Raw genomic sequence first — 18,554 nt, 5'->3', positions numbered from 1 at the left:
CTTGGAGCAGTTTTTATCTTCTATACTTTTTCTATCAATGTATTTATTATTTTGTTCAATTGACATCATTATAGCATATTTTTTAAATTTTTATACAATAAAAACTATTTCTATAATGAATTACTTTACAGGTATCTCTGTATCTTCTTCAGCAAGTTTTAAAAACTCTTCCCAATCGCTATTGTTAACCATTTCTAATTGCGCTTCAATTAGCATTTTTAAACGCGTACGGAACACTTTTGCATGCTTTTTTAATTCATTTGTTTCCATCGCAATTTGACGTGACTCACTTAATGCCTCGTTCAAAATACGATCTGCATTTTTTTCTGCCTCTTTAATAATTAATTTACTTTCTTTTCTTGCGTTATCTTTTAACTCTTCTGCAGTTTCTTGCGCAATAACAATTGATTGGTTTAATGTTTCTTCAATGCTCTTGAAATGGGCAACTTTATCTTCTAACTCAGTTACTCTTTCTTGTAATTCATTTTTTTCACGTATCGTCATTTCATAATCTTTTATTATTTGATCTAAAAATTCATTTACATCATCTTCATTAAATCCCATGAAACCTTTGGAAAATTCTTTGTTATGAATATCTAACGGCGTTAACACCAATCATACACCTCCTGAAATTTCAACAATCATCTTATTTGTCTATTATAATCTATTTTTCAATATAATAAAGCATTTTTCTTACATTTTTAATTTTGCTGTCGTTATTCGAACCTTTTCTTTCCGTGTTACCCCATCGATGGAAATAATTTTGCCTCGACCATGACCACGAACAGATAGTAAATCATCTACCTCTACTATAAATGCCGGATCATTCACTACAGTGAAATTTACTTTCACCCGTTCTCCTTGAATGAGTAAAGAGGCGTCTTTTCGTGACATATTGTACATTTCTTTTATTAAAACATCTAATCTTAGAGAAGATACGGTAGACGTCTGTTCCATCCATTCATCATCACTTGGAAATATGGTATTCCTAGGTACTTCCTTTAATTGTACCGAAGCGTTTTTTATTTTATCGATATTTAGCATAATAAAGGATGCTAGTTCTTCCGTCGTGACAATTTGAAACGCATCATCACGAACAAAAATATCTCCGATTTTCTTTCGGTCTAATCCTTCCGAAATAAATGTTCCTAATATATCACGATGTTGAATCGTAACAAATTTCTTTGGAAAACTCGCTTCTAGTAAAACGAGTTTAAAATGATCTTCCTCAATGGTTTCATAAAATGGTGCGATAATTGCTCGTTGTCGCTCCGTATGATCCGCTCCACCAAAAAATGCGTATTGAACATCTTCATTAGAGGAGCCAATTAAACTTTCAATTATTTTTCGTTCCCGTGGGTCCAGGAAATCTGTTATGTACGAAGTATACGTACGTTCCACTTGCTCTTTCCAAGATAATACTTGGTCCACAAATTGGTGTTCATGTTTTCGGAAATGCTGGTAAATTGACATTAGATTATCCTATACAAACATTCGGAGTATTTCAATAATACCCTTTTCCGCTAATCTTAAAGTTATAATTGCAACAATTGGAGAAATATCGATCATCCCTAATGGTGGAATAAATTTTCTAAACTGTTCTAAGTATGGTTCACAAACTCTCCCTACAAACTCACCAAATGCCGTATCTCTTGCCCCTGGAAACCAAGACATTAAAATGTAAATAATGAGAACATACGTATAAACTGTAAACCCTATACTGATATAATACGCTAATTGCATCATTGACTATTACCATTCCTTTTCAAATTCGTCTTCCATATATTCTAAATTTGTGATCACACCTGTTACCTCCACATTATCAGGTGTACATAAAAATGTTGCGACACCTAGCTTTTGAATATCTCCTTTTATAGCATATACAGTTCCACTTAAAAAGTCGACAATTCGCTTCGCCTGTCTTTGATCTACTCGTTGTAAATTAATAACGACAGAGCGTTTGTTTAATAAATGATCGGCAATTTCTTGTACTTCGTTATATGTTTTCGGTTCACATAACATTACTTTTGAATTCGCTTGATGAATAGCAGATAAATTAACAACATTACTATCTGTCGTCCTTTGCTTTGGTGTTGCCATTTTTTGTTCTTGCTTTACCGGCGTTGTTTCTTCTTCATATTCTTCAATATACTCGTATTCATCCTCTGTATTAAAGAAATTTTTTAATTTTTCTTTAAAACTCATTTTTACCACCTCGCTTTATGAACCGACTAAACTCGTTCCTAATCGAATATGTGTTGCACCCTCTTCAATTGCAATTTGAAAATCATTACTCATTCCCATCGATAATTGTGTACATGGAGCATTAATATATTTCTTTTCACTCACTTCATCACGCAACTGACGTAAACGACGGAATACTTGTCTAATTTCTTCCTTATCTTGAATATGTGGCGCCATCGTCATTAAACCAACAACATGTACTTTTTCAAATTGCTGTAATGATTCTATAAATGGAATAACATCTTCGGGTTCTAAACCGTGTTTAGATTCCTCCCCACTCACATTTACCTGTACGAAACAATCAATCGGATTATTGGAACGACTATTAATTTGTTTCGCAACAGATAATCGATCTAGTGAATGAATTGCTGTTACTTTATCGACAATATCTTTTACTTTTCTCGACTGTAATGTACCGATAAAATGCCACTTTGCTCGTTCACCAATAGCGCCATATTTATGCAACATTTCTTCAGCACGATTTTCGCCAACATCTTTATAGCCTGTTGCAAGTAATTGTTCTGTTCGTTCTATTGTAACATATTTTGTTACTCCAATTACGGTAATTTCATTACGATTCCGCTGTACTTTCTCACATACACGTACAATTTCCTCTTCTATTTGTTTCACATTGTTTGCAACATCCATTGATTCATACTCTCCTATTTAATAGTGATATTGCTTTTATTTTATCATATTTTAAAAATAGTTCATTTAATCACTATTTTCTTTCTCCTTTTTTTCTTCTTTTACTAAAATGATATCCGCACCGATCGTTACAATTTGATCCCACATAACTTTTCTTTCTTCTTGTTTTTGAAAAAATGCACCTCTTAATTGACGGTCAGAAATAATAAATGATTGAATGGCACCACTATTTTCCGCGATTTCAATATCTTGAATATATCCTAATCGTTTTCCACTTTCCAAAACGACAACTTCTTTCATCTGAATTTCTGATAATAACAAAGTAATCCCTCCTAGAATATAAAAAAGACAAAAACTTTTAGATAAAAAGTTCTTGTCTTATTTGTATGATTGAAAACAACTTTGTATGTAATGGACAATATTAAAACATATCGCTTCGAATTTGCTTAATTGCTGTTTTTTCAAGTCGTGATATTTGTGCTTGGGAAATACCGATTTCTTCCGCCACTTCCATTTGTGTTTTTCCGCGGAAAAACCGTTCTTCAATAATCATCTTTTCTCGATCTGTTAATCGGTGCATCCCTTCTTTAATTGAAAGATGATCATCCCATTCTTCATCGTTAATTTTATCATCACTAATTTGATCCATCATCAATATAGGATCTCCACCTTCATTATAAATTGGCTCAAATAATGATACGGGTTCTTGTACAGCATCGATTGCAAATATAACATCTTCACATGGTACGCCCATTTCTTTCGCTATTTCATATGGACTTGGTTCTTTTTCATGTTTATTCATTAGTTGTTCTCTTATTTGTAGAGCTTTATATGCAGTATCACGTAACGATCTTGATACACGTATAGCATAATTATCACGTAAATATCGTTTAATCTCTCCAATGATCATCGGTACAGCATACGTTGAAAAACGAACATTATGTTTTAAATCAAAATTGTCAATCGATTTCATTAACCCAATACAACCTACTTGAAATAAATCGTCCGCATTTTCACCACGATATGTAAAACGTTTAATAATACTTAATACGAGTCGTAAATTACCATTTACTAATGTTTCACGTGCTTCTAGTACGTCTTCACCTCGTTCAATTTGCTGAAATAACTTTTTCATTTCCTCGTTTTTTAATACTGGGAGTTTGGATGTATCGACACCACAAATTTCTACTTTATGCTTCATCATACTTTCTACCCCTCTCGACAATCATACTCAACGTAAGTGTTTCCTGAACGAGAGGGGAATATGCAAAATTTTTACAACGGTCGTATACCAGTTTATACCATTTTTTCAATTTCCTTTTGTAATCGTCTTATAATTTTCTTCTCTAGTCGTGATATATAGGACTGGGAAATACCTAACATGTCCGCCACATCTTTTTGTGTTTTTTCTTCTTTTCCAATTAGGCCAAAACGTAATTCCATAATTTGCTTTTCACGATCATTCAATGTTTTTAATGCATTTTCCAATAATTGCTTATCTACTTTTAGCTCTAAATCTTTTGTAATAATATCTTCTTCCGTTCCTAAAATATCAGACAATAATAGTTCATTCCCATCCCAATCTGTATTTAGTGGTTCATCGAAAGATACTTCTGTTTTAATGCGGTTATTTTTTCGTAAAAACATTAATATTTCATTTTCAATACATCTGGAAGCATATGTCGCTAGTTTTATTTTTTTCGTTGGATCAAAAGTATTTACTGCTTTAATCAAACCAATCGAACCGATACTTATTAAATCTTCCATATGCACATTCGTATTTTCAAATTTTCGGGCAATATAAACAACCAATCTTAAATTATGTTCTATTAATGTTGCTCTAGCAACTTGATCATCTTCTTGTAAACGTTCCAGTAATCTTTTTTCTTCCATTTTTTCTAATGGTGAAGGAAGTGCTGTTTTACTACCAATATAATAAATTTCATCTTTTTTTAATCGGAAAAGACGTAATAACCGATTCATCCAAACTCGCAATTTAAATTTCCACATTAAATATTTTCCTCCTCTACAATTTAAGCTGCTTGTACTACGTGAATATGCAATAAATCTGGATGTAATAAACATTGATACCCATGTTCATTTGATAATGTTCCAAATTGCACCCCAATTAATACGTGATCCGTCTCATATTTTTTGCGTTTATTATAAATGGTTATATTTTTCGGTTGTATCGTATACAACATATCTTGTACACCTTGTACACCTTGAAATGGAACAATTTGTACATCTTTTCGAATATCTTTCGGTAATAAGGTTAAATCATGGACCATACATGCCTGTTTAAATAAATCCCATTCTTCAGGATGAAAATAAGATTGCAAAAATGCTTCTTCCACAATAATGACTGGTTTATTTGTTAATGGATCTAATAATTGATTACCGCTATCTAAAAACCCTCTAGTTGTATTTGTACTACCAATCATTTGAATTGCAATATCATACATAAATGTTTGAAAAAAAGTTGTTCGAATATGTGCATGCATTTGCCAACGAACGAATAAAATAAAAATAATCAGTCCAATGGTTAAAACGGTGACACTTGTCGTCGATCCTGAAATATTTTGAACGAATAAAAAGTATCTTTGGAGTTTCTCAGACTGTGGAATAAACTGATGGATTGCTAACATCATTCCACCTAAAATGAAAGTTAAAAAATAAAATAAGCCAACATGTTTCCATAAATATATTTTTCCAAACATTATATAATTGATTACGAAGGCAATTACGATATTAAGTAATAATGAAGAAATAGATGAAACTATGAAAAAATCAAACATGAAATAACATGTTGCAATACCTGTCGCCAATAGCCACTTTTTTATTATTATTTTTTGTTTTGCTAATTTCCCTGTGACATAAAGTAACACACCATTAAAACAAAGGTTCAACAGTAACAGTACATCGATATAAATAACTTCCATGACATCCCCCTTTTTGTAATGATGTTGTAGCATGTATTATAAAACAAAAATGATTCAGAAATTGTCATAATTTCACCTATGTTCAAGTCATTTTTACGACAAAATGTACGACTATTTATCGAAAAAAAAAGACAGAATATATGCATACTTTTTTTAAAAAACATCCTCATATAGAAGAAAAAATTAATAAGATGATAGAAAATATGTGAGTGGTTAAATTTTTAACGCTAATATACGATTCTGTGGAGGAGAAGAATGAACATTTGCTCAGTTAATATAATTGAAAACAAAGCGTTTTTTGCCCTTTTCCATTTTGTGGGGAAGGTAATTGGACTTTATAATTGCGTTCTTGTGGGTTTCAGGTTTGGTTCTTGCAACTTTGCATTGGATTCTTGCAACTTAGCGTTGGATTCTTGCAACTTTGGCATGCATTCTTGCAACTTTGGCATGCATTCTTGCAACTTCGCGTTGCATTCTTGCAACTTTGGTATGTATTCTTGCAACTTCTTGTTTCCATTTATCTTATCAAGATAGGAGGCATTTTTAATACCACACTAAGAACTGAAAACCCCCGGCAGAGCCAGGGATTTTCAAATGTATAAAAAAACACTTTTCAAAGTAATATACTTTGAAAAGTGTTTGTGAACAGCTTAACGTTTATTTCGATTTCTTAAAAACGTCGGAATATCTAATGTGTCTTCATCATGATGGAATGAATCTTCCACCTGTTTCTCTTGTGGACGTTGTTGCTTTTCCATCTCTTGAACTGGCTGAGCTGGCTGTTTTTGTTGAGGAACCTGTCTTTGTCCACCTTGCTTTGGCTCAAGCTTCGACTCATCAAAACCAGTAGCAATTACAGTTACAACCACTTCTTCTTTTAAATTTTCATTAATAACGTTACCAAAGATAACATTCACTTCTTCATCAGCAGCATATGTTACTAAATCAGCAGCCTCTTGCACTTCAAATAAACTTAATGATGGTCCACCTGAAATATTCATTAAAATTCCTTGTGCACCGTCAATAGAAGTCTCTAATAGTGGAGAGGAAATAGCTTTCTTCGCCGCTTCTACAGCACGATTTTCACCTGTTGCAACACCGATTCCCATCAATGCTGAACCTTTATCATACATAATCGTTTTTACGTCCGCAAAGTCAACGTTAATTAACCCTGGTTTTGCGATTAAATCGGAAATACCTTGGACACCTTGACGTAAAACGTTATCTGCTTCCCTAAACGCTTCTAACATCGGTGTGTTCTTATCAACAATTTCTAATAAACGGTCATTTGGAATAACGATTAAAGTATCTACGCTATTTTTTAATGATTCAATTCCAGCATTTGCTTGTTTTCTACGGCGAATTCCCTCAAACGAGAATGGACGAGTTACAACCCCTACGGTTAATGCTCCTAAATCTTTTGCGATTTGTGCAATAACTGGCGCTGCACCTGTTCCAGTTCCCCCACCTTTACCTGCAGTTACGAAAACCATATCTGCACCTTGTAAAACTTCTTCGATTTGTTCGCGGCTTTCTTCAGCAGCTTTCTTTCCAATTTCTGGATTCGCTCCTGCTCCTAAACCTCTAGTTAATTTATCGCCAATTTGCAATTTAATTTCAGCTTTAGATAAATTTAACGCTTGTGAATCCGTATTTACAGCGATAAATTCTACCCCTTCTACTCCATGATCAATCATTCGGTTAACAGCGTTGTTTCCACCGCCCCCGACTCCGATTACTTTAATTGTCGCTAGTTGGTCCATATTCGTATCAAATTCTAACATGTTTCGTCCTCCTATTGTGAATTCACCTGTATTAAATACGCTATTTACAGTTTCACCTATTATTCAAAGAATGATTTAAAGAAATTAGCCACTTTTGATTCTTTCGGTTCATCACTTTTCGGTTCATTCTTCTGTTGTACTTTTCGTTTTGGCTTTGGAGCCGATTGTTGTGTCGGTGCATCTACCGTTAAACCAGATGATAAATTTTTCCCTTGAATTTTCGCATTATAATATGAAAATTGTAATGTTCCAACTCCTACGGTAAATTGTGGTTCACGAACACCGATATAATTAGGAATCGCAATACGAGCATTGGCATTAAATACTTCCTGTGCAAGCTCTAATGCGCCCTGCATCTTCATCGTTCCTCCAGTTAATACATACCCACCTCGGATATCATAAAAACCTAATCTACTAATTTCTTGATTCACTAATTCAAAAATTTCTTCTAATCTTGCTTCTATCATATCAGAAATGAATAATTGATTATATGTTTCTTTTTGATCACTTCCGATAATTGTCGCTTGAAAAGTTTCTTCCTCTGAAGCTGTAGCATAATATGCATGACCATATGTTAGTTTAATTTCTTCCGCTTCATCCGTCGTTGTACGTAATCCAATCGAAATATCTTTCGTAATATTATTTCCTCCTAGAGGAATAATAGAAGTAGCTTTTAAATGGTCATTTTCAAAAATCGAAACAGTTGTACAGCCACCACCTATATCAATTAAAGCGACGCCTAAATTTTTCTCATCACCTGATAGTGCAACAGAACCGGCAGCGATTGGTTGTAAACATATATCAGCAATATGTAATCCAGCACGCTCTACACAGCGTAAAACATTATGTAAAACCGTTTTAGAACAAGTGATAATTGTTCCTTCCATCTCTAAACGAACACCAATCATCCCTCTTGGGTCAGTAATTTCATCTAATCCATCTACAATAAATTGCTTCGGAATGATGTCGATGATCTCTCGTTCAGGTGGCAAGGACATTACTTGTGCACCATCTAATACTCTTTCTACATCTTCATTTGTAATTTCACGGTCTTCACTTTGAACAGCTACTATACCGTGGCAAGGATGTAATTGTACATGGTTTCCATTGACAGAAACAATGACTTGTTCAATTTTCATATCTACCATATGTTCTGCTTGGCCAATCGCATTTTTGATTGATTGTACAGTTTTATCAATGTCGACGATTGCACCTTTTCTCATACCTTCTGATTTAGCTGTACCTACTCCGATAATATTAATGGAGCCATTTAATACTTCTCCAATAATGACTTTTATTTCTGATGTTCCAATATCTAAACTTACTAAAATTTCTCCATTACTCATTTACAAGGCACCTCCAAAGTCAACCAATTATTTCTTCTTTATTTTTTCGAAATATATTCCAACACCCATATGCACGATCCCTTTTTCTTTCGGATCTAATTGTGCAATTATCGACGGATAATTTTTCATCTTATCTGAGAAATCACGTAATGTTGCATCTACGATAAATCCGTCATTCATATATAACAAGATTTTATTTTTATTGTTTTTCGTTGGTTCCCAAGATACTTCGGAAATTAACCGTAAAACATGCTCAGGTAACTCATTTAATTGTGTTGCAATCATTTCCATGTATGCTTGTTCATCAAAATTTAAAATAAAAGGACGATCACCTCGATACGGCATCGGATAATCCTTTATCACAGAACCATCAACTAAAACAGGATAATATTTCCCTTTTTCTTCTGTATACCCTATAATATTAAATTCTGTCACAGTTATTTTAACTGTTTGTGGTAAACTACGCTTTATTGTCATAGATTCAATTAATGGATGTCCTTCAATATGCTTTTTTGCTTGACGTTTTTGTAACATCCAAATATTCGTCTCATCATCGATCCCACTTAATTCTTTTATTTCATCAGTTGGGACGACATCATTTCCAGTAACAGTGATTTCCGTTACATTACTATAAGGTGACTGTAAATAAACAACACAAGCGATTAAAATGAAAAAGATAGTTAAATAAAAAATCAAACGACGATTCGCTTTTTTCTTTCGTTCTTCTTTTAATTTTGGTATTCTATCTTCTATGGAAATTATCTTTTTCTCTTCTGTTTTATCTTCCATTTATTTACTTCCTTTACCTTAAATTCATCCATACATACAAATATTTACTTATATTATAAAATTATAACATATTTTAATGACAAACATATACTACATTCATTAAATATGTATTAAATTAGTATGAAATATTATAACTTATATTTAACACAATTCCAATAGAGATTAATGTCATCATTAAGGAAGAACCCCCATAACTTAAAAAAGGCAATGTAATACCTGTTACTGGAAGTAAACCAATGACGACACAAATGTTGATCATAACCTGAATCGCAATCATTGCCATAATCCCGAAAACAACGTAACGAGCAAAGTCATCACGCGTCTTTAATGCGACAATCATCCCTTCACGAAACAATAAGAAAAATATGATAATAACAACCGTCGCACCAATCAAACCGAACTCTTCAGCGATGATAGCAAAGATAAAATCCGTTTGTGGTTCTGGTAAATAAAAATATTTTTGAACACTCTTTAAATATCCTACACCAACGAGTTGTCCGGGTCCAATTGCATATAAAGATTGAATAATTTGGAAACCATCACCGAGTGGATCTTCCCATGGATTTAGAAATGATGTAATCCTTTTGAGTCTATATGGTGCAGATATAATCAATCCTGTTAATCCTACCATACCAAAAATGGAAAATATTACATAATAAGTGAGTCTTAATCCTGTAATAAACATCACACATAATGATGTTAATACAATAACTAAACCAGTACCAAAGTCTGGCTGTAACATAATAATAACAAAAATAAGCAGAACAATAATAAGTGGTTGTAAAAAATGTTTGAAAGATAAATGGCGTTGTTTTTTCCGAATCGCATAATAATGAGCGAGAAATAAAATTAATGCTAGCTTTATAAATTCGGCTGGTTGAATACTAAATATTCCGACACCTATCCAACTTCTTGCTCCACCACGTACCATTCCAATACCTGGCACGAGTACAATAAGTAGAAGAATAAAGGACACAATAAAAAGAACGTACACATGTTGACGCCAATATTGATAATGTATTTTGGATACAAACAACATCCCTATGAAACCGAGCATTAAAAAAAACATTTGTCGTTTGACAAAATAAAAAGGGTCCCCATACATATAATTCGCCCAAACATATGAGGCACTATACACCATGCATATTCCAATTGTCACTAATAATAATGTTAAACATAAAATATGCATATAATGGGAATATTGTCTTTGAAAAAGCGGAAATTGACGCATAAAAAATCCTCCTTCTAAACAATTAGATAGGAGGATGCAAGGGGAAAGTTGATTCATCCTCCTATGCTAATGTATGCACAGCTTGGACGAACATATTCCCTCTTTCTTCAAACGTTTTATATTGATCCCAACTAGCACAAGCTGGTGATAATAAAATAACGTCTTTTTCATTGGACATCGAAAATGCTACTGGTACAGCTTCTTTTACATTTTCAACCATCGCAATGTGTTCAATATTTGCTTTTTCGGCCATTTCTTTTAATTTCAATTTTGTTTCTCCGAATAAAACGACCCCTTTTACATTGGATAAATAAGGAATTAGATCATCATAGTCATCCCCACGATCTAACCCACCAGCTAATAAAATAGTCGGACGTTGAAATGATTGTAATGCCATTTCCGTTGCTAGTTTATTCGTTGCCTTTGAATCATTGTAAAATAGCCTGTTTTGTATGTTTCCAACAAATTGTAATCGATGTTCTACCCCAGAGAATGTGGTCAATGTTTTCACGATACCTTCATTCGTTGCACCACTTAATTTACTAGCTACTATTGCAGCTAAAATATTTGAAATATTGTGGGATCCAACTAATACAACATCTTCTATATCGATGATTTTTTCTTGTTTAAAATAAAGTGCATCGTCTTTCACGTATGCTCCACGCTCATCTATTTCATTAACTGAAAAAGGAATACAAATTGCTTTCATATTCTTTACATATGATACAATACGTGCATCATCTGCATTATAAATAAAATAATCATTTTCCGTCTGATTTTTAACCATATTAAACTTCGCACGTTCATAAGATAACACATCACCATGATAATCCAAATGCGCTTCAAATAAGTTTAACATTACAGCGATATGCGGCCTAAATGTATCGATTCCCATTAATTGAAACGATGATAATTCTAATAATAAAGTTTCATCCTCATCTAATGTTTCAGCCATTTCCGAAGCAACGAAACCAATATTACCGGCTAACTTTACTTTTTTATTGCTCGCTGTTAACATCGCATCAATTAACGTTGTCGTAGTCGTTTTTCCATTTGAACCTGTTACACCAATCATCGGATTCGGTGCAGCTAGTCGACCTGCTAGCTCTACTTCTGTAATAATTGGAATTTCTCGTTTTATTGCTTCTTTAATTAAAATATTTTCATACGGAATACCTGGATTTTTTACAATTAAATCAATATTGTCTAAAACAGATAATGGATGAGAACCGACAATTACTTCAGCCCCCTTCGCCCGTAGTTCTACAACGACCGACTCTGTTTCTTCTGTTTTAAAATCATTTACAATCGTATGGACGCCATTTTTTAACAATAGATTCGCAGTTGCTGTACCGCTTTTAGCTAACCCTAAGACGAGCACTCTTTCATATGGAAACGGGGTTAATGTTCGACTCATAAAACCACCTCAATAAAAATGGCAATACTTGCAAATACAATTCCTACTGCCCAGAACGTCGTGACGACTCTCCATTCAGACCAGCCAATCAACTCAAAATGGTGATGGATTGGGCTCATTTTAAAAATTCGTTTTCCGGTCGTTTTAAACGAAATAACTTGTAGAATAACAGATAATGTTTCTATAACGAATACACCACCGATAATGACTAAAATAATTTCTAACTTTGCTAAAATTGCAATCCCTGCAATAGCCCCGCCTAATGCAAGGGATCCTGTATCTCCCATAAAAACTTTTGCTGGATGTGCATTAAAAACTAAGAAACCTAATAATGCCCCAACGATTGTTAAAGCGAAAATAGTAATGAATTGTGTTTCTTCACCATGATAAGTTGTAATAATTGCAAAAGCACCAAAAGCAACAGAAGCCGTTCCTGCTAAAAGCCCGTCTAGTCCATCCGTTAAGTTTACTGCATTGGATGAACCTACTAACATAAATACAATTAAAATAGCATAGAAAAATCCTAATTCCCATTCAACATCCGTTCCAGGAATTGCAATTGTCGTCGGATAATCATTCATTCTTAAGGTAATATAAAAAACGACTGCAATAACAATTTGACCTAATAATTTTTGTTTGGATGTAAGACCTTGATTATTTTTACGAACAACGATAATAAAGTCATCTAAGAAACCAATAAGTCCATATCCAATAATAACAAATAATAACAACCAAAATTGGTAGTTTACTGTCTGCTCCGTAAATAAAAATGATACGAGTAAAAAGGTAATGACAACACTCGCAATAATCATTAGGCCACCCATTGTCGGTGTTCCTGACTTTTTCATATGCGATTGTGGTCCTTCCTCTCGAATGCTTTGGCCAAATTTTAACCTTCTTAAAAACGGTATAAAAATTGGGCTTAATAGGACGGTAATTAGAAAGCTTATTGCTATCGCCATTACCACTACATAAATACTCATACTTTCTTTTCCTCCTTATATAAAACCGTCCAACATTCTATTTTAATGCCTCAACGATTTCTTCAAACGCCATCCCACGCGATGCCTTAAATAAAATTGTCGTATCGCTTAATGTATATGTTTCTAATTTTTTTATTATCGCATCTTTTGCCTCAAAGTAATCAACATGGTTCACATTGTCTTTTTGTTGTAACACATCATATAAATATCGCATACTTTCTCCAAATAATAAAGTATGATCAATTTGCTCATCAATTACTTCTGCAATCGATCGATGTAATTCCTCTGTATATGGTCCTAACTCTAAAATATCACCTAATACAATGATTTTCCTTTTGTTATCTTTCAATTGCTTCATTACTTCAATCGCTGCTTTCATCGATGTCGGTGAAGCATTGTATGCATCATTGATTAACGTAACCCCATTTCTACCAATCAACCGTTCAAATCGCATATTACTATATTGTAATGCGCTAAAGCCAGCTTGAATCTGTTCATCATTCATGTGTAAATGTTTCGCTAACGCAAAAACAAAGCTAGCATTTTGTGCATGGTGTTTACCTACTAAAGGAATCGTAAAAGGAACATCGTTTACAGCAAACTTTGTTTCCTCTTCCGTAATAACAACATTTGTCACGATATACTCGTTTGTTTGTGTAAATCCACATGTCAGAACATATTCCTGTTCATGCTCGTTTTCCATGAGCACTTCATCACCGTCTATAATAAGCAAGCCTCCCTCTTTCAAACCTGCTTTTATTTCTAATTTAGCCTTTGCAATACCTTCTCTTGAACCGAGATGTTCAATATGAGATTCACCAATATTTGTAATAATTGCATAATCTGGTAAGCCGATCTTAGACAATGTTTCAATTTCCTTGAAATCACTCATCCCCATTTCAAGAATTAACATTTCTGTCTCTTGCTCCATTTGTAAAATCGTCAACGGTAGACCGATATGGTTATTAAAATTTCCTACTGTGCCATATGTACGATACTTTTGTTGTAACACTGTCTTTAATAAATCTTTTGTCGAAGTTTTTCCGTTAGACCCAGTCACACCAACAACGATTGGGTTTACTTTCTTCCGATACGCTGTCGCTAGTTTTTGTAACCCTTCAATTGTATCGTTTACGATAAAAAACACCATCGAATCGGTTAAATGAGTTGGCACAGGAATAGATTCGTCCCACAAAGTAGCAATTGCTCCATGTTCCACTGCATCTTCTATAAACGTATGGGCATCAAAATGCTCTCCTATTATTGGAACAAATAACCCTTTTTCAACTTTCATTCGGCTATCTGTATATACTTCATTTATTTCTGCTTCTCCGGAAAAATTCCCTTCAATACGAGGGAATAGACTTTTTAACTGTTCCAATGTAAACATACACATTAACCTCTCTGTTCAATTGCATTTTTAGCAATGACACGATCATCAAAATCATGTCGAATGCCATGAATTTCCTGATATGTTTCATGTCCTTTTCCAGCGATCAAAATAATATCATCTTTTTCCGCTAATTGTATAGCTCTTTCAATCGCTTCTTTACGATTCACTATTACTTCATAATTGCTTGCATGAAGCCCCTTCGTCATATCAGCTAAAATAGCATTAGGATCTTCCGTTCTCGGATTATCGGATGTTAAGATCGCTACATCACTATGTTGTACAGCAACTTGTGCCATTAATGGCCGTTTTGTTTTATCTCGGTCTCCCCCACAGCCGACAACAACATATACTTTTCGTTGCTTAAATGCATTAATAGTGTCTAAAACATTTCGTAACGAATCATCCGTGTGCGCATAATCTACAATCACTCCAAAATCTTGACCCGCAATGACTGGTTCAAAACGTCCATCCACTCCACGGATAGATTGTAATGCTTCTTTAATAACATCTAGTGGGATATGTTGTGATATTGCAACAGCTACTGCTCCTAAAATATTATACACATTAAACGCACCAATAAGACGACTTTCTACCGTTACATTCCCGATTGGTGTGGTTAATTCAAACGTTGTTTTCGTTAATTCATACGTAATATTCGTCGCCATAACATCTGCATCATTTTCAATTCCATATGTCATTAATGGTTGTGCGGTACTTTTGGCAATCGTTTTACTCGCCTCATCATCTGCATTTAAAATAGCAATTTTGGCATGATTTCCATACCCATTTCCAAGGCCTGTGAATAATAATGTCTTAGCCCGTAAATAATCATCCATATCTTTATGATAGTCTAAATGGTCTTGAGATAAATTTGTAAATAACGCGACATCAAAGTCCGCTCCATACACTCTTCCTAAATCAAGTGCATGAGAAGATACTTCCATAACTGCTGCAGCAACATTCGCTTTCTCCATTTGATGGAATGTTTTTTGTAAGGTCAATGCATCTGGTGTTGTATTTTTAATTGGAAAAGTTTGTTCCCCAATTTTCATTTGGATTGTACCAATTAATCCAATCTTTTTTTCATATGCTTCATATATTTTTTCGATAATATAAGTCGTTGTCGTTTTTCCATTCGTTCCCGTTATCCCAATTAATGGGAACTTTGTCGATGCAAAATCATAATATTTGGATGCCAATAATGCTAATGCTCGACTCGTATCTGGCACAAGGACAACGATTGCCCCAGTAATATGTAATGGTTGTTGGGCAATTATTACTTTTGCACCTTTTTCAACCGCTTCTTCTGCAAACTTATGACCATCAACGGTAAAACCTTTTATACAAACAAATATATTCCCTTCTTTTAATAAACGGTGGTCACTTTCCAGTCCTGTCACTTCTATTTTTTCGATAGATTGATCTACTTGATAAACTGGTAAAATAGATAATAATTCTTGTAATTTCACGTTCATCCCTACTTTATAAAAATTTACATGTATAACTTTATATTATAGCAGAATTTAGTTGTTTTCACGATCATAAGAACGAGAAAGATAAACTTTTAGTGTACTTCCACTTTCTACCTTTACTCCAGGATCTGGTGATTGATCAATAATGTACGTACCATTCCCGTGAAGATCAATTTTAAAATCTTCTTGTCTTTTTAATATATCTGATTTTTTCTCCCCGATTAGATTTGGCACCTCCACTTTCGGTACATCTGGCCATGTGTATTCTTTCGGTAATGCCCCTTTTCTTTTTTCGATATTACGTAAACTCAAACTTTCTTCTATAATATTTCCAACAATAGGTGCTGTAACTACTCCACCAAATTGTACCGTGTTTTTAGGATTATCAACGGCAACATAAACAACTACTTCCGGTTCATCAGCTGGTGCAAAACCAATAAAAGATAAAATATAATTATCTTTCATATATGCTCCATCTTTTCCAACCTTTTGTGCGGTTCCTGTTTTACCACCAACACGATATCCTTCTACATATGCTGGTCGACCCGTTCCATTAGCAACTACACTTTCTAATGCTTCCCGAACATGTTTGGATGTATCTTCAGAAAGAACACGACGTTTTTTTACGGGTTTGTGTGTGGCAATAACTTCTTTCGTTTCAGGATCGATCCATTGTTTGGCAAAATACGGTTCATATAAAACCCCACCATTAACCGCCGCAGATACTGCCATCACTTGTTGGATCGGCGTTACGGAAACACCTTGTCCAAAAGACGTTGTAGCAAGTTCTACTGGACCAACATTTTCTTCCTTAAATAAAATACCTGTCCCCTCGCCAGATAAATCGATCCCTGTTTTCTCCCCAAAACCAAATGCCCGAATATAGTCAAATAACTTTTCTTTTCCTAACAATTGTCCAATATGGACGAATCCAGGGTTACATGAATTTTCAACGACTTCTAACATCGATTGTTCTTTATGTCCTCCTGCTTTCCAACATCTAAGATTGGCTCCTGCTACCTTAATACTTCCTCGATCAAAAAAGGTATCTTTTTCCAAATCCATTTTCCCTTCCTCAAGAGCAGCTGCTAGAGTTATAATTTTAAACGTGGAACCAGGTTCATATGTACTCCATATTGGTAGGTTACGGTTATATACACTTTGAGGTACTTGTTGAAAATGACTCGGATGAAAATCTGGCCTAGAGGCCATTGATAGCACTTCCCCATTATTTGGATCTACGACAATCGCTATCATTTGGTCCGGATTGTATAAAAGTGATGCTTTATCTAATTCTTTTTCTACGATCTGTTGAATTTGCATATCAATTGTCGTCACAAGATGATGTCCGTTAATTGGTTTATTGTAAAAGTCATTTTTATATGCAATCCGATTTCCCTTCGCATCAGAAAAATAAGATAATGCACCATTTTTTCCTTGTAATTTGTCATCGTATTGTAATTCCAATCCAGTTAATCCGTCATTATCAATACCAACAAAACCAGTAATATGGGCTAGTTGTTTTCCGAATGGATAATGGCGTTTCGTATCTTTAGCAATGTATACTCCATCCATTCTTAATGCTTGAATCGCCGTCACTTGTTCTTCAGATAGTTTTCTTCCTTCAGGATGGACGATCACATTCATTGCTTGTTTTGTGACATATTCATACGCTTTTTCCTCGGACATATTTACAATCGATGCAATCTCTTTCGCCGCTTCCTCTTTGTTTTTTATTTGCGCTGGAATTAATAATAATGTTGGACTATATACATTTCGAACAATTTCTTTCCCGTTTCGGTCTAAAATAAGCCCTCGTTCCGCTGCATAAGGAATATCACGCAACCATGTTTGTAATGCTTTTTCTTTAATTTCATCGCTCATAAATAATTGAACATATAATAAGCGAGCAATCATAAATATAAATAATAATGTAAAACTACTCGCAATAAAAATGATGCGTTTTTTAGTTATGGACGTCGATATAAACTTCAATTACTGTCCCTCCTATCGATATAAAACTTACATCTACTATATGAAGGGGAATAATTGAATAGAAGTCTCTCCTAGAAAACATATAAAAACAAACACATTGGGCACTTGTTGTTTAGTGCAAAATAAAAGTTAAGAGTATTGCAACCAAAATGTTAGAAGGTTGCGGAAAAGAAAAAGGCTTGCCAGCCCCTTCAAAATACCCTACCGTTATTGGTGTCGAATCAATTAATGGTGGGAGGAAGAAAGGATGCTAGCAATGCCTGAAATTAATCATATCAAAAAGTTAAGGAATATTAAATCTCTGTCAATC

19 protein-coding genes and 1 other annotated feature (1 of these 20 running past the window's edge) are annotated in these 18,554 nt (G+C 34.1%); all 19 genes read right to left on the bottom strand.

What is annotated here, in order from left to right:
• Positions 1-47, bottom strand: a binding site (T-box leader); it reaches 174 nt to the left of the window's first position.
• Between the two features lie 73 nt (positions 48-120).
• A complete protein-coding gene (locus WKT09_RS07760; RefSeq protein WP_340415495.1) occupies positions 121-615 on the bottom strand; it encodes a DivIVA domain-containing protein in 495 nt (164 codons plus the stop codon).
• A gap of 78 nt (positions 616-693) precedes the next feature.
• Positions 694-1,473, bottom strand: a complete 780-nt coding sequence (locus tag WKT09_RS07755) for a YlmH family RNA-binding protein (RefSeq protein ID WP_340415494.1) — start codon at positions 1,471-1,473, stop codon at positions 694-696.
• 9 nt (positions 1,474-1,482) lie between these two features.
• Positions 1,483-1,746, bottom strand: a complete 264-nt coding sequence (locus WKT09_RS07750) for a YggT family protein (protein WP_340415493.1) — start codon at positions 1,744-1,746, stop codon at positions 1,483-1,485.
• A 6-nt stretch (positions 1,747-1,752) separates the two neighbouring features.
• Positions 1,753-2,205 carry a cell division protein SepF gene (locus WKT09_RS07745; protein WP_336265802.1) on the bottom strand — a complete coding sequence of 151 codons (453 nt, stop codon included), beginning with the start codon at positions 2,203-2,205 and terminating at the stop codon, positions 1,753-1,755.
• Positions 2,206-2,220: 15 nt separating this feature from the next.
• Complete coding sequence (locus WKT09_RS07740) at positions 2,221-2,892, bottom strand: YggS family pyridoxal phosphate-dependent enzyme (RefSeq protein ID WP_340415492.1); 672 nt, start codon at positions 2,890-2,892, stop codon at positions 2,221-2,223.
• Positions 2,893-2,958: 66 nt separating this feature from the next.
• A complete protein-coding gene (locus tag WKT09_RS07735; RefSeq protein WP_336265804.1) occupies positions 2,959-3,213 on the bottom strand; it encodes a YlmC/YmxH family sporulation protein in 255 nt (84 codons plus the stop codon).
• Between the two features lie 100 nt (positions 3,214-3,313).
• A complete protein-coding gene (gene sigG / locus WKT09_RS07730) occupies positions 3,314-4,096 on the bottom strand; it encodes an RNA polymerase sporulation sigma factor SigG (protein ID WP_340415491.1) in 783 nt (260 codons plus the stop codon).
• 92 nt (positions 4,097-4,188) lie between these two features.
• Positions 4,189-4,902: an RNA polymerase sporulation sigma factor SigE gene (gene sigE, locus WKT09_RS07725; RefSeq protein ID WP_340415490.1), complete on the bottom strand. Its 714-nt coding sequence runs from the start codon at positions 4,900-4,902 to the stop codon at positions 4,189-4,191.
• Between the two features lie 23 nt (positions 4,903-4,925).
• Positions 4,926-5,834, bottom strand: coding sequence for a sigma-E processing peptidase SpoIIGA (locus WKT09_RS07720; RefSeq protein WP_340415489.1), 909 nt, complete (start codon positions 5,832-5,834; stop codon positions 4,926-4,928).
• A gap of 335 nt (positions 5,835-6,169) precedes the next feature.
• Positions 6,170-6,337, bottom strand: a complete 168-nt coding sequence (locus tag WKT09_RS07715) for a hypothetical protein (protein WP_340415488.1) — start codon at positions 6,335-6,337, stop codon at positions 6,170-6,172.
• A gap of 147 nt (positions 6,338-6,484) precedes the next feature.
• A complete protein-coding gene (gene ftsZ, locus WKT09_RS07710) occupies positions 6,485-7,618 on the bottom strand; it encodes a cell division protein FtsZ (RefSeq protein ID WP_340415487.1) in 1,134 nt (377 codons plus the stop codon).
• 59 nt (positions 7,619-7,677) lie between these two features.
• Positions 7,678-8,964 (bottom strand): cell division protein FtsA, encoded by a 1,287-nt coding sequence (gene ftsA / locus WKT09_RS07705; RefSeq protein ID WP_340415486.1) that lies wholly within the window; start codon positions 8,962-8,964, stop codon positions 7,678-7,680.
• Positions 8,965-8,991: 27 nt separating this feature from the next.
• Positions 8,992-9,753 (bottom strand): cell division protein FtsQ/DivIB, encoded by a 762-nt coding sequence (locus WKT09_RS07700; RefSeq protein ID WP_340415485.1) that lies wholly within the window; start codon positions 9,751-9,753, stop codon positions 8,992-8,994.
• A 115-nt stretch (positions 9,754-9,868) separates the two neighbouring features.
• Positions 9,869-10,984, bottom strand: coding sequence for a putative lipid II flippase FtsW (ftsW, locus tag WKT09_RS07695; protein ID WP_340415484.1), 1,116 nt, complete (start codon positions 10,982-10,984; stop codon positions 9,869-9,871).
• Between the two features lie 61 nt (positions 10,985-11,045).
• On the bottom strand, positions 11,046-12,401 hold the full coding sequence (gene murD / locus WKT09_RS07690) for a UDP-N-acetylmuramoyl-L-alanine--D-glutamate ligase (RefSeq protein ID WP_340415483.1): 1,356 nt from the start codon (positions 12,399-12,401) through the stop codon (positions 11,046-11,048).
• A complete protein-coding gene (gene mraY / locus WKT09_RS07685; RefSeq protein WP_340415482.1) occupies positions 12,398-13,384 on the bottom strand; it encodes a phospho-N-acetylmuramoyl-pentapeptide-transferase in 987 nt (328 codons plus the stop codon). The genes murD and mraY overlap by 4 nt, the downstream gene beginning before the upstream one ends.
• Before the next feature lie 37 nt (positions 13,385-13,421).
• Entirely contained in the window at positions 13,422-14,774 is a 1,353-nt protein-coding gene (locus WKT09_RS07680; protein ID WP_340415481.1) for a UDP-N-acetylmuramoyl-tripeptide--D-alanyl-D-alanine ligase, read from the bottom strand.
• A gap of 5 nt (positions 14,775-14,779) precedes the next feature.
• Positions 14,780-16,246, bottom strand: a complete 1,467-nt coding sequence (locus WKT09_RS07675) for a UDP-N-acetylmuramoyl-L-alanyl-D-glutamate--2,6-diaminopimelate ligase (RefSeq protein WP_340415480.1) — start codon at positions 16,244-16,246, stop codon at positions 14,780-14,782.
• A 54-nt stretch (positions 16,247-16,300) separates the two neighbouring features.
• Positions 16,301-18,244: a stage V sporulation protein D gene (locus WKT09_RS07670; RefSeq protein ID WP_340415479.1), complete on the bottom strand. Its 1,944-nt coding sequence runs from the start codon at positions 18,242-18,244 to the stop codon at positions 16,301-16,303.
• Positions 18,245-18,554 lie beyond the last annotated feature (310 nt).

It is taken from the genome of Pseudogracilibacillus sp. ICA-222130 (assembly GCF_037892545.1).
In the GTDB taxonomy this organism is placed as follows: Bacteria; Bacillota; Bacilli; order Bacillales; family Amphibacillaceae; genus Pseudogracilibacillus.
The sequence above is the reverse complement of the archived record's forward strand: the minus strand, read 5'-3'. Positions and strand labels throughout refer to the sequence as shown.

Coding starts and splice junctions, on each gene's coding strand:
- murD (WP_340415483.1), bottom strand. CDS start 12,401: ATGAGTCGAACATTAACCCCGTTTCCATATGAAAGAGTGCTCGTCTTA.
- mraY (WP_340415482.1), bottom strand. CDS start 13,384: ATGAGTATTTATGTAGTGGTAATGGCGATAGCAATAAGCTTTCTAATT.
- WKT09_RS07740 (WP_340415492.1), bottom strand. CDS start 2,892: ATGGATGTTGCAAACAATGTGAAACAAATAGAAGAGGAAATTGTACGT.
- WKT09_RS07755 (WP_340415494.1), bottom strand. CDS start 1,473: ATGTCAATTTACCAGCATTTCCGAAAACATGAACACCAATTTGTGGAC.
- WKT09_RS07700 (WP_340415485.1), bottom strand. CDS start 9,753: ATGGAAGATAAAACAGAAGAGAAAAAGATAATTTCCATAGAAGATAGA.
- ftsZ (WP_340415487.1), bottom strand. CDS start 7,618: ATGTTAGAATTTGATACGAATATGGACCAACTAGCGACAATTAAAGTA.
- sigE (WP_340415490.1), bottom strand. CDS start 4,902: ATGTGGAAATTTAAATTGCGAGTTTGGATGAATCGGTTATTACGTCTT.
- WKT09_RS07745 (WP_336265802.1), bottom strand. CDS start 2,205: ATGAGTTTTAAAGAAAAATTAAAAAATTTCTTTAATACAGAGGATGAA.
- WKT09_RS07680 (WP_340415481.1), bottom strand. CDS start 14,774: ATGTTTACATTGGAACAGTTAAAAAGTCTATTCCCTCGTATTGAAGGG.
- WKT09_RS07750 (WP_340415493.1), bottom strand. CDS start 1,746: ATGATGCAATTAGCGTATTATATCAGTATAGGGTTTACAGTTTATACG.
- ftsW (WP_340415484.1), bottom strand. CDS start 10,984: ATGCGTCAATTTCCGCTTTTTCAAAGACAATATTCCCATTATATGCAT.
- ftsA (WP_340415486.1), bottom strand. CDS start 8,964: ATGAGTAATGGAGAAATTTTAGTAAGTTTAGATATTGGAACATCAGAA.
- WKT09_RS07720 (WP_340415489.1), bottom strand. CDS start 5,834: ATGGAAGTTATTTATATCGATGTACTGTTACTGTTGAACCTTTGTTTT.
- sigG (WP_340415491.1), bottom strand. CDS start 4,096: ATGATGAAGCATAAAGTAGAAATTTGTGGTGTCGATACATCCAAACTC.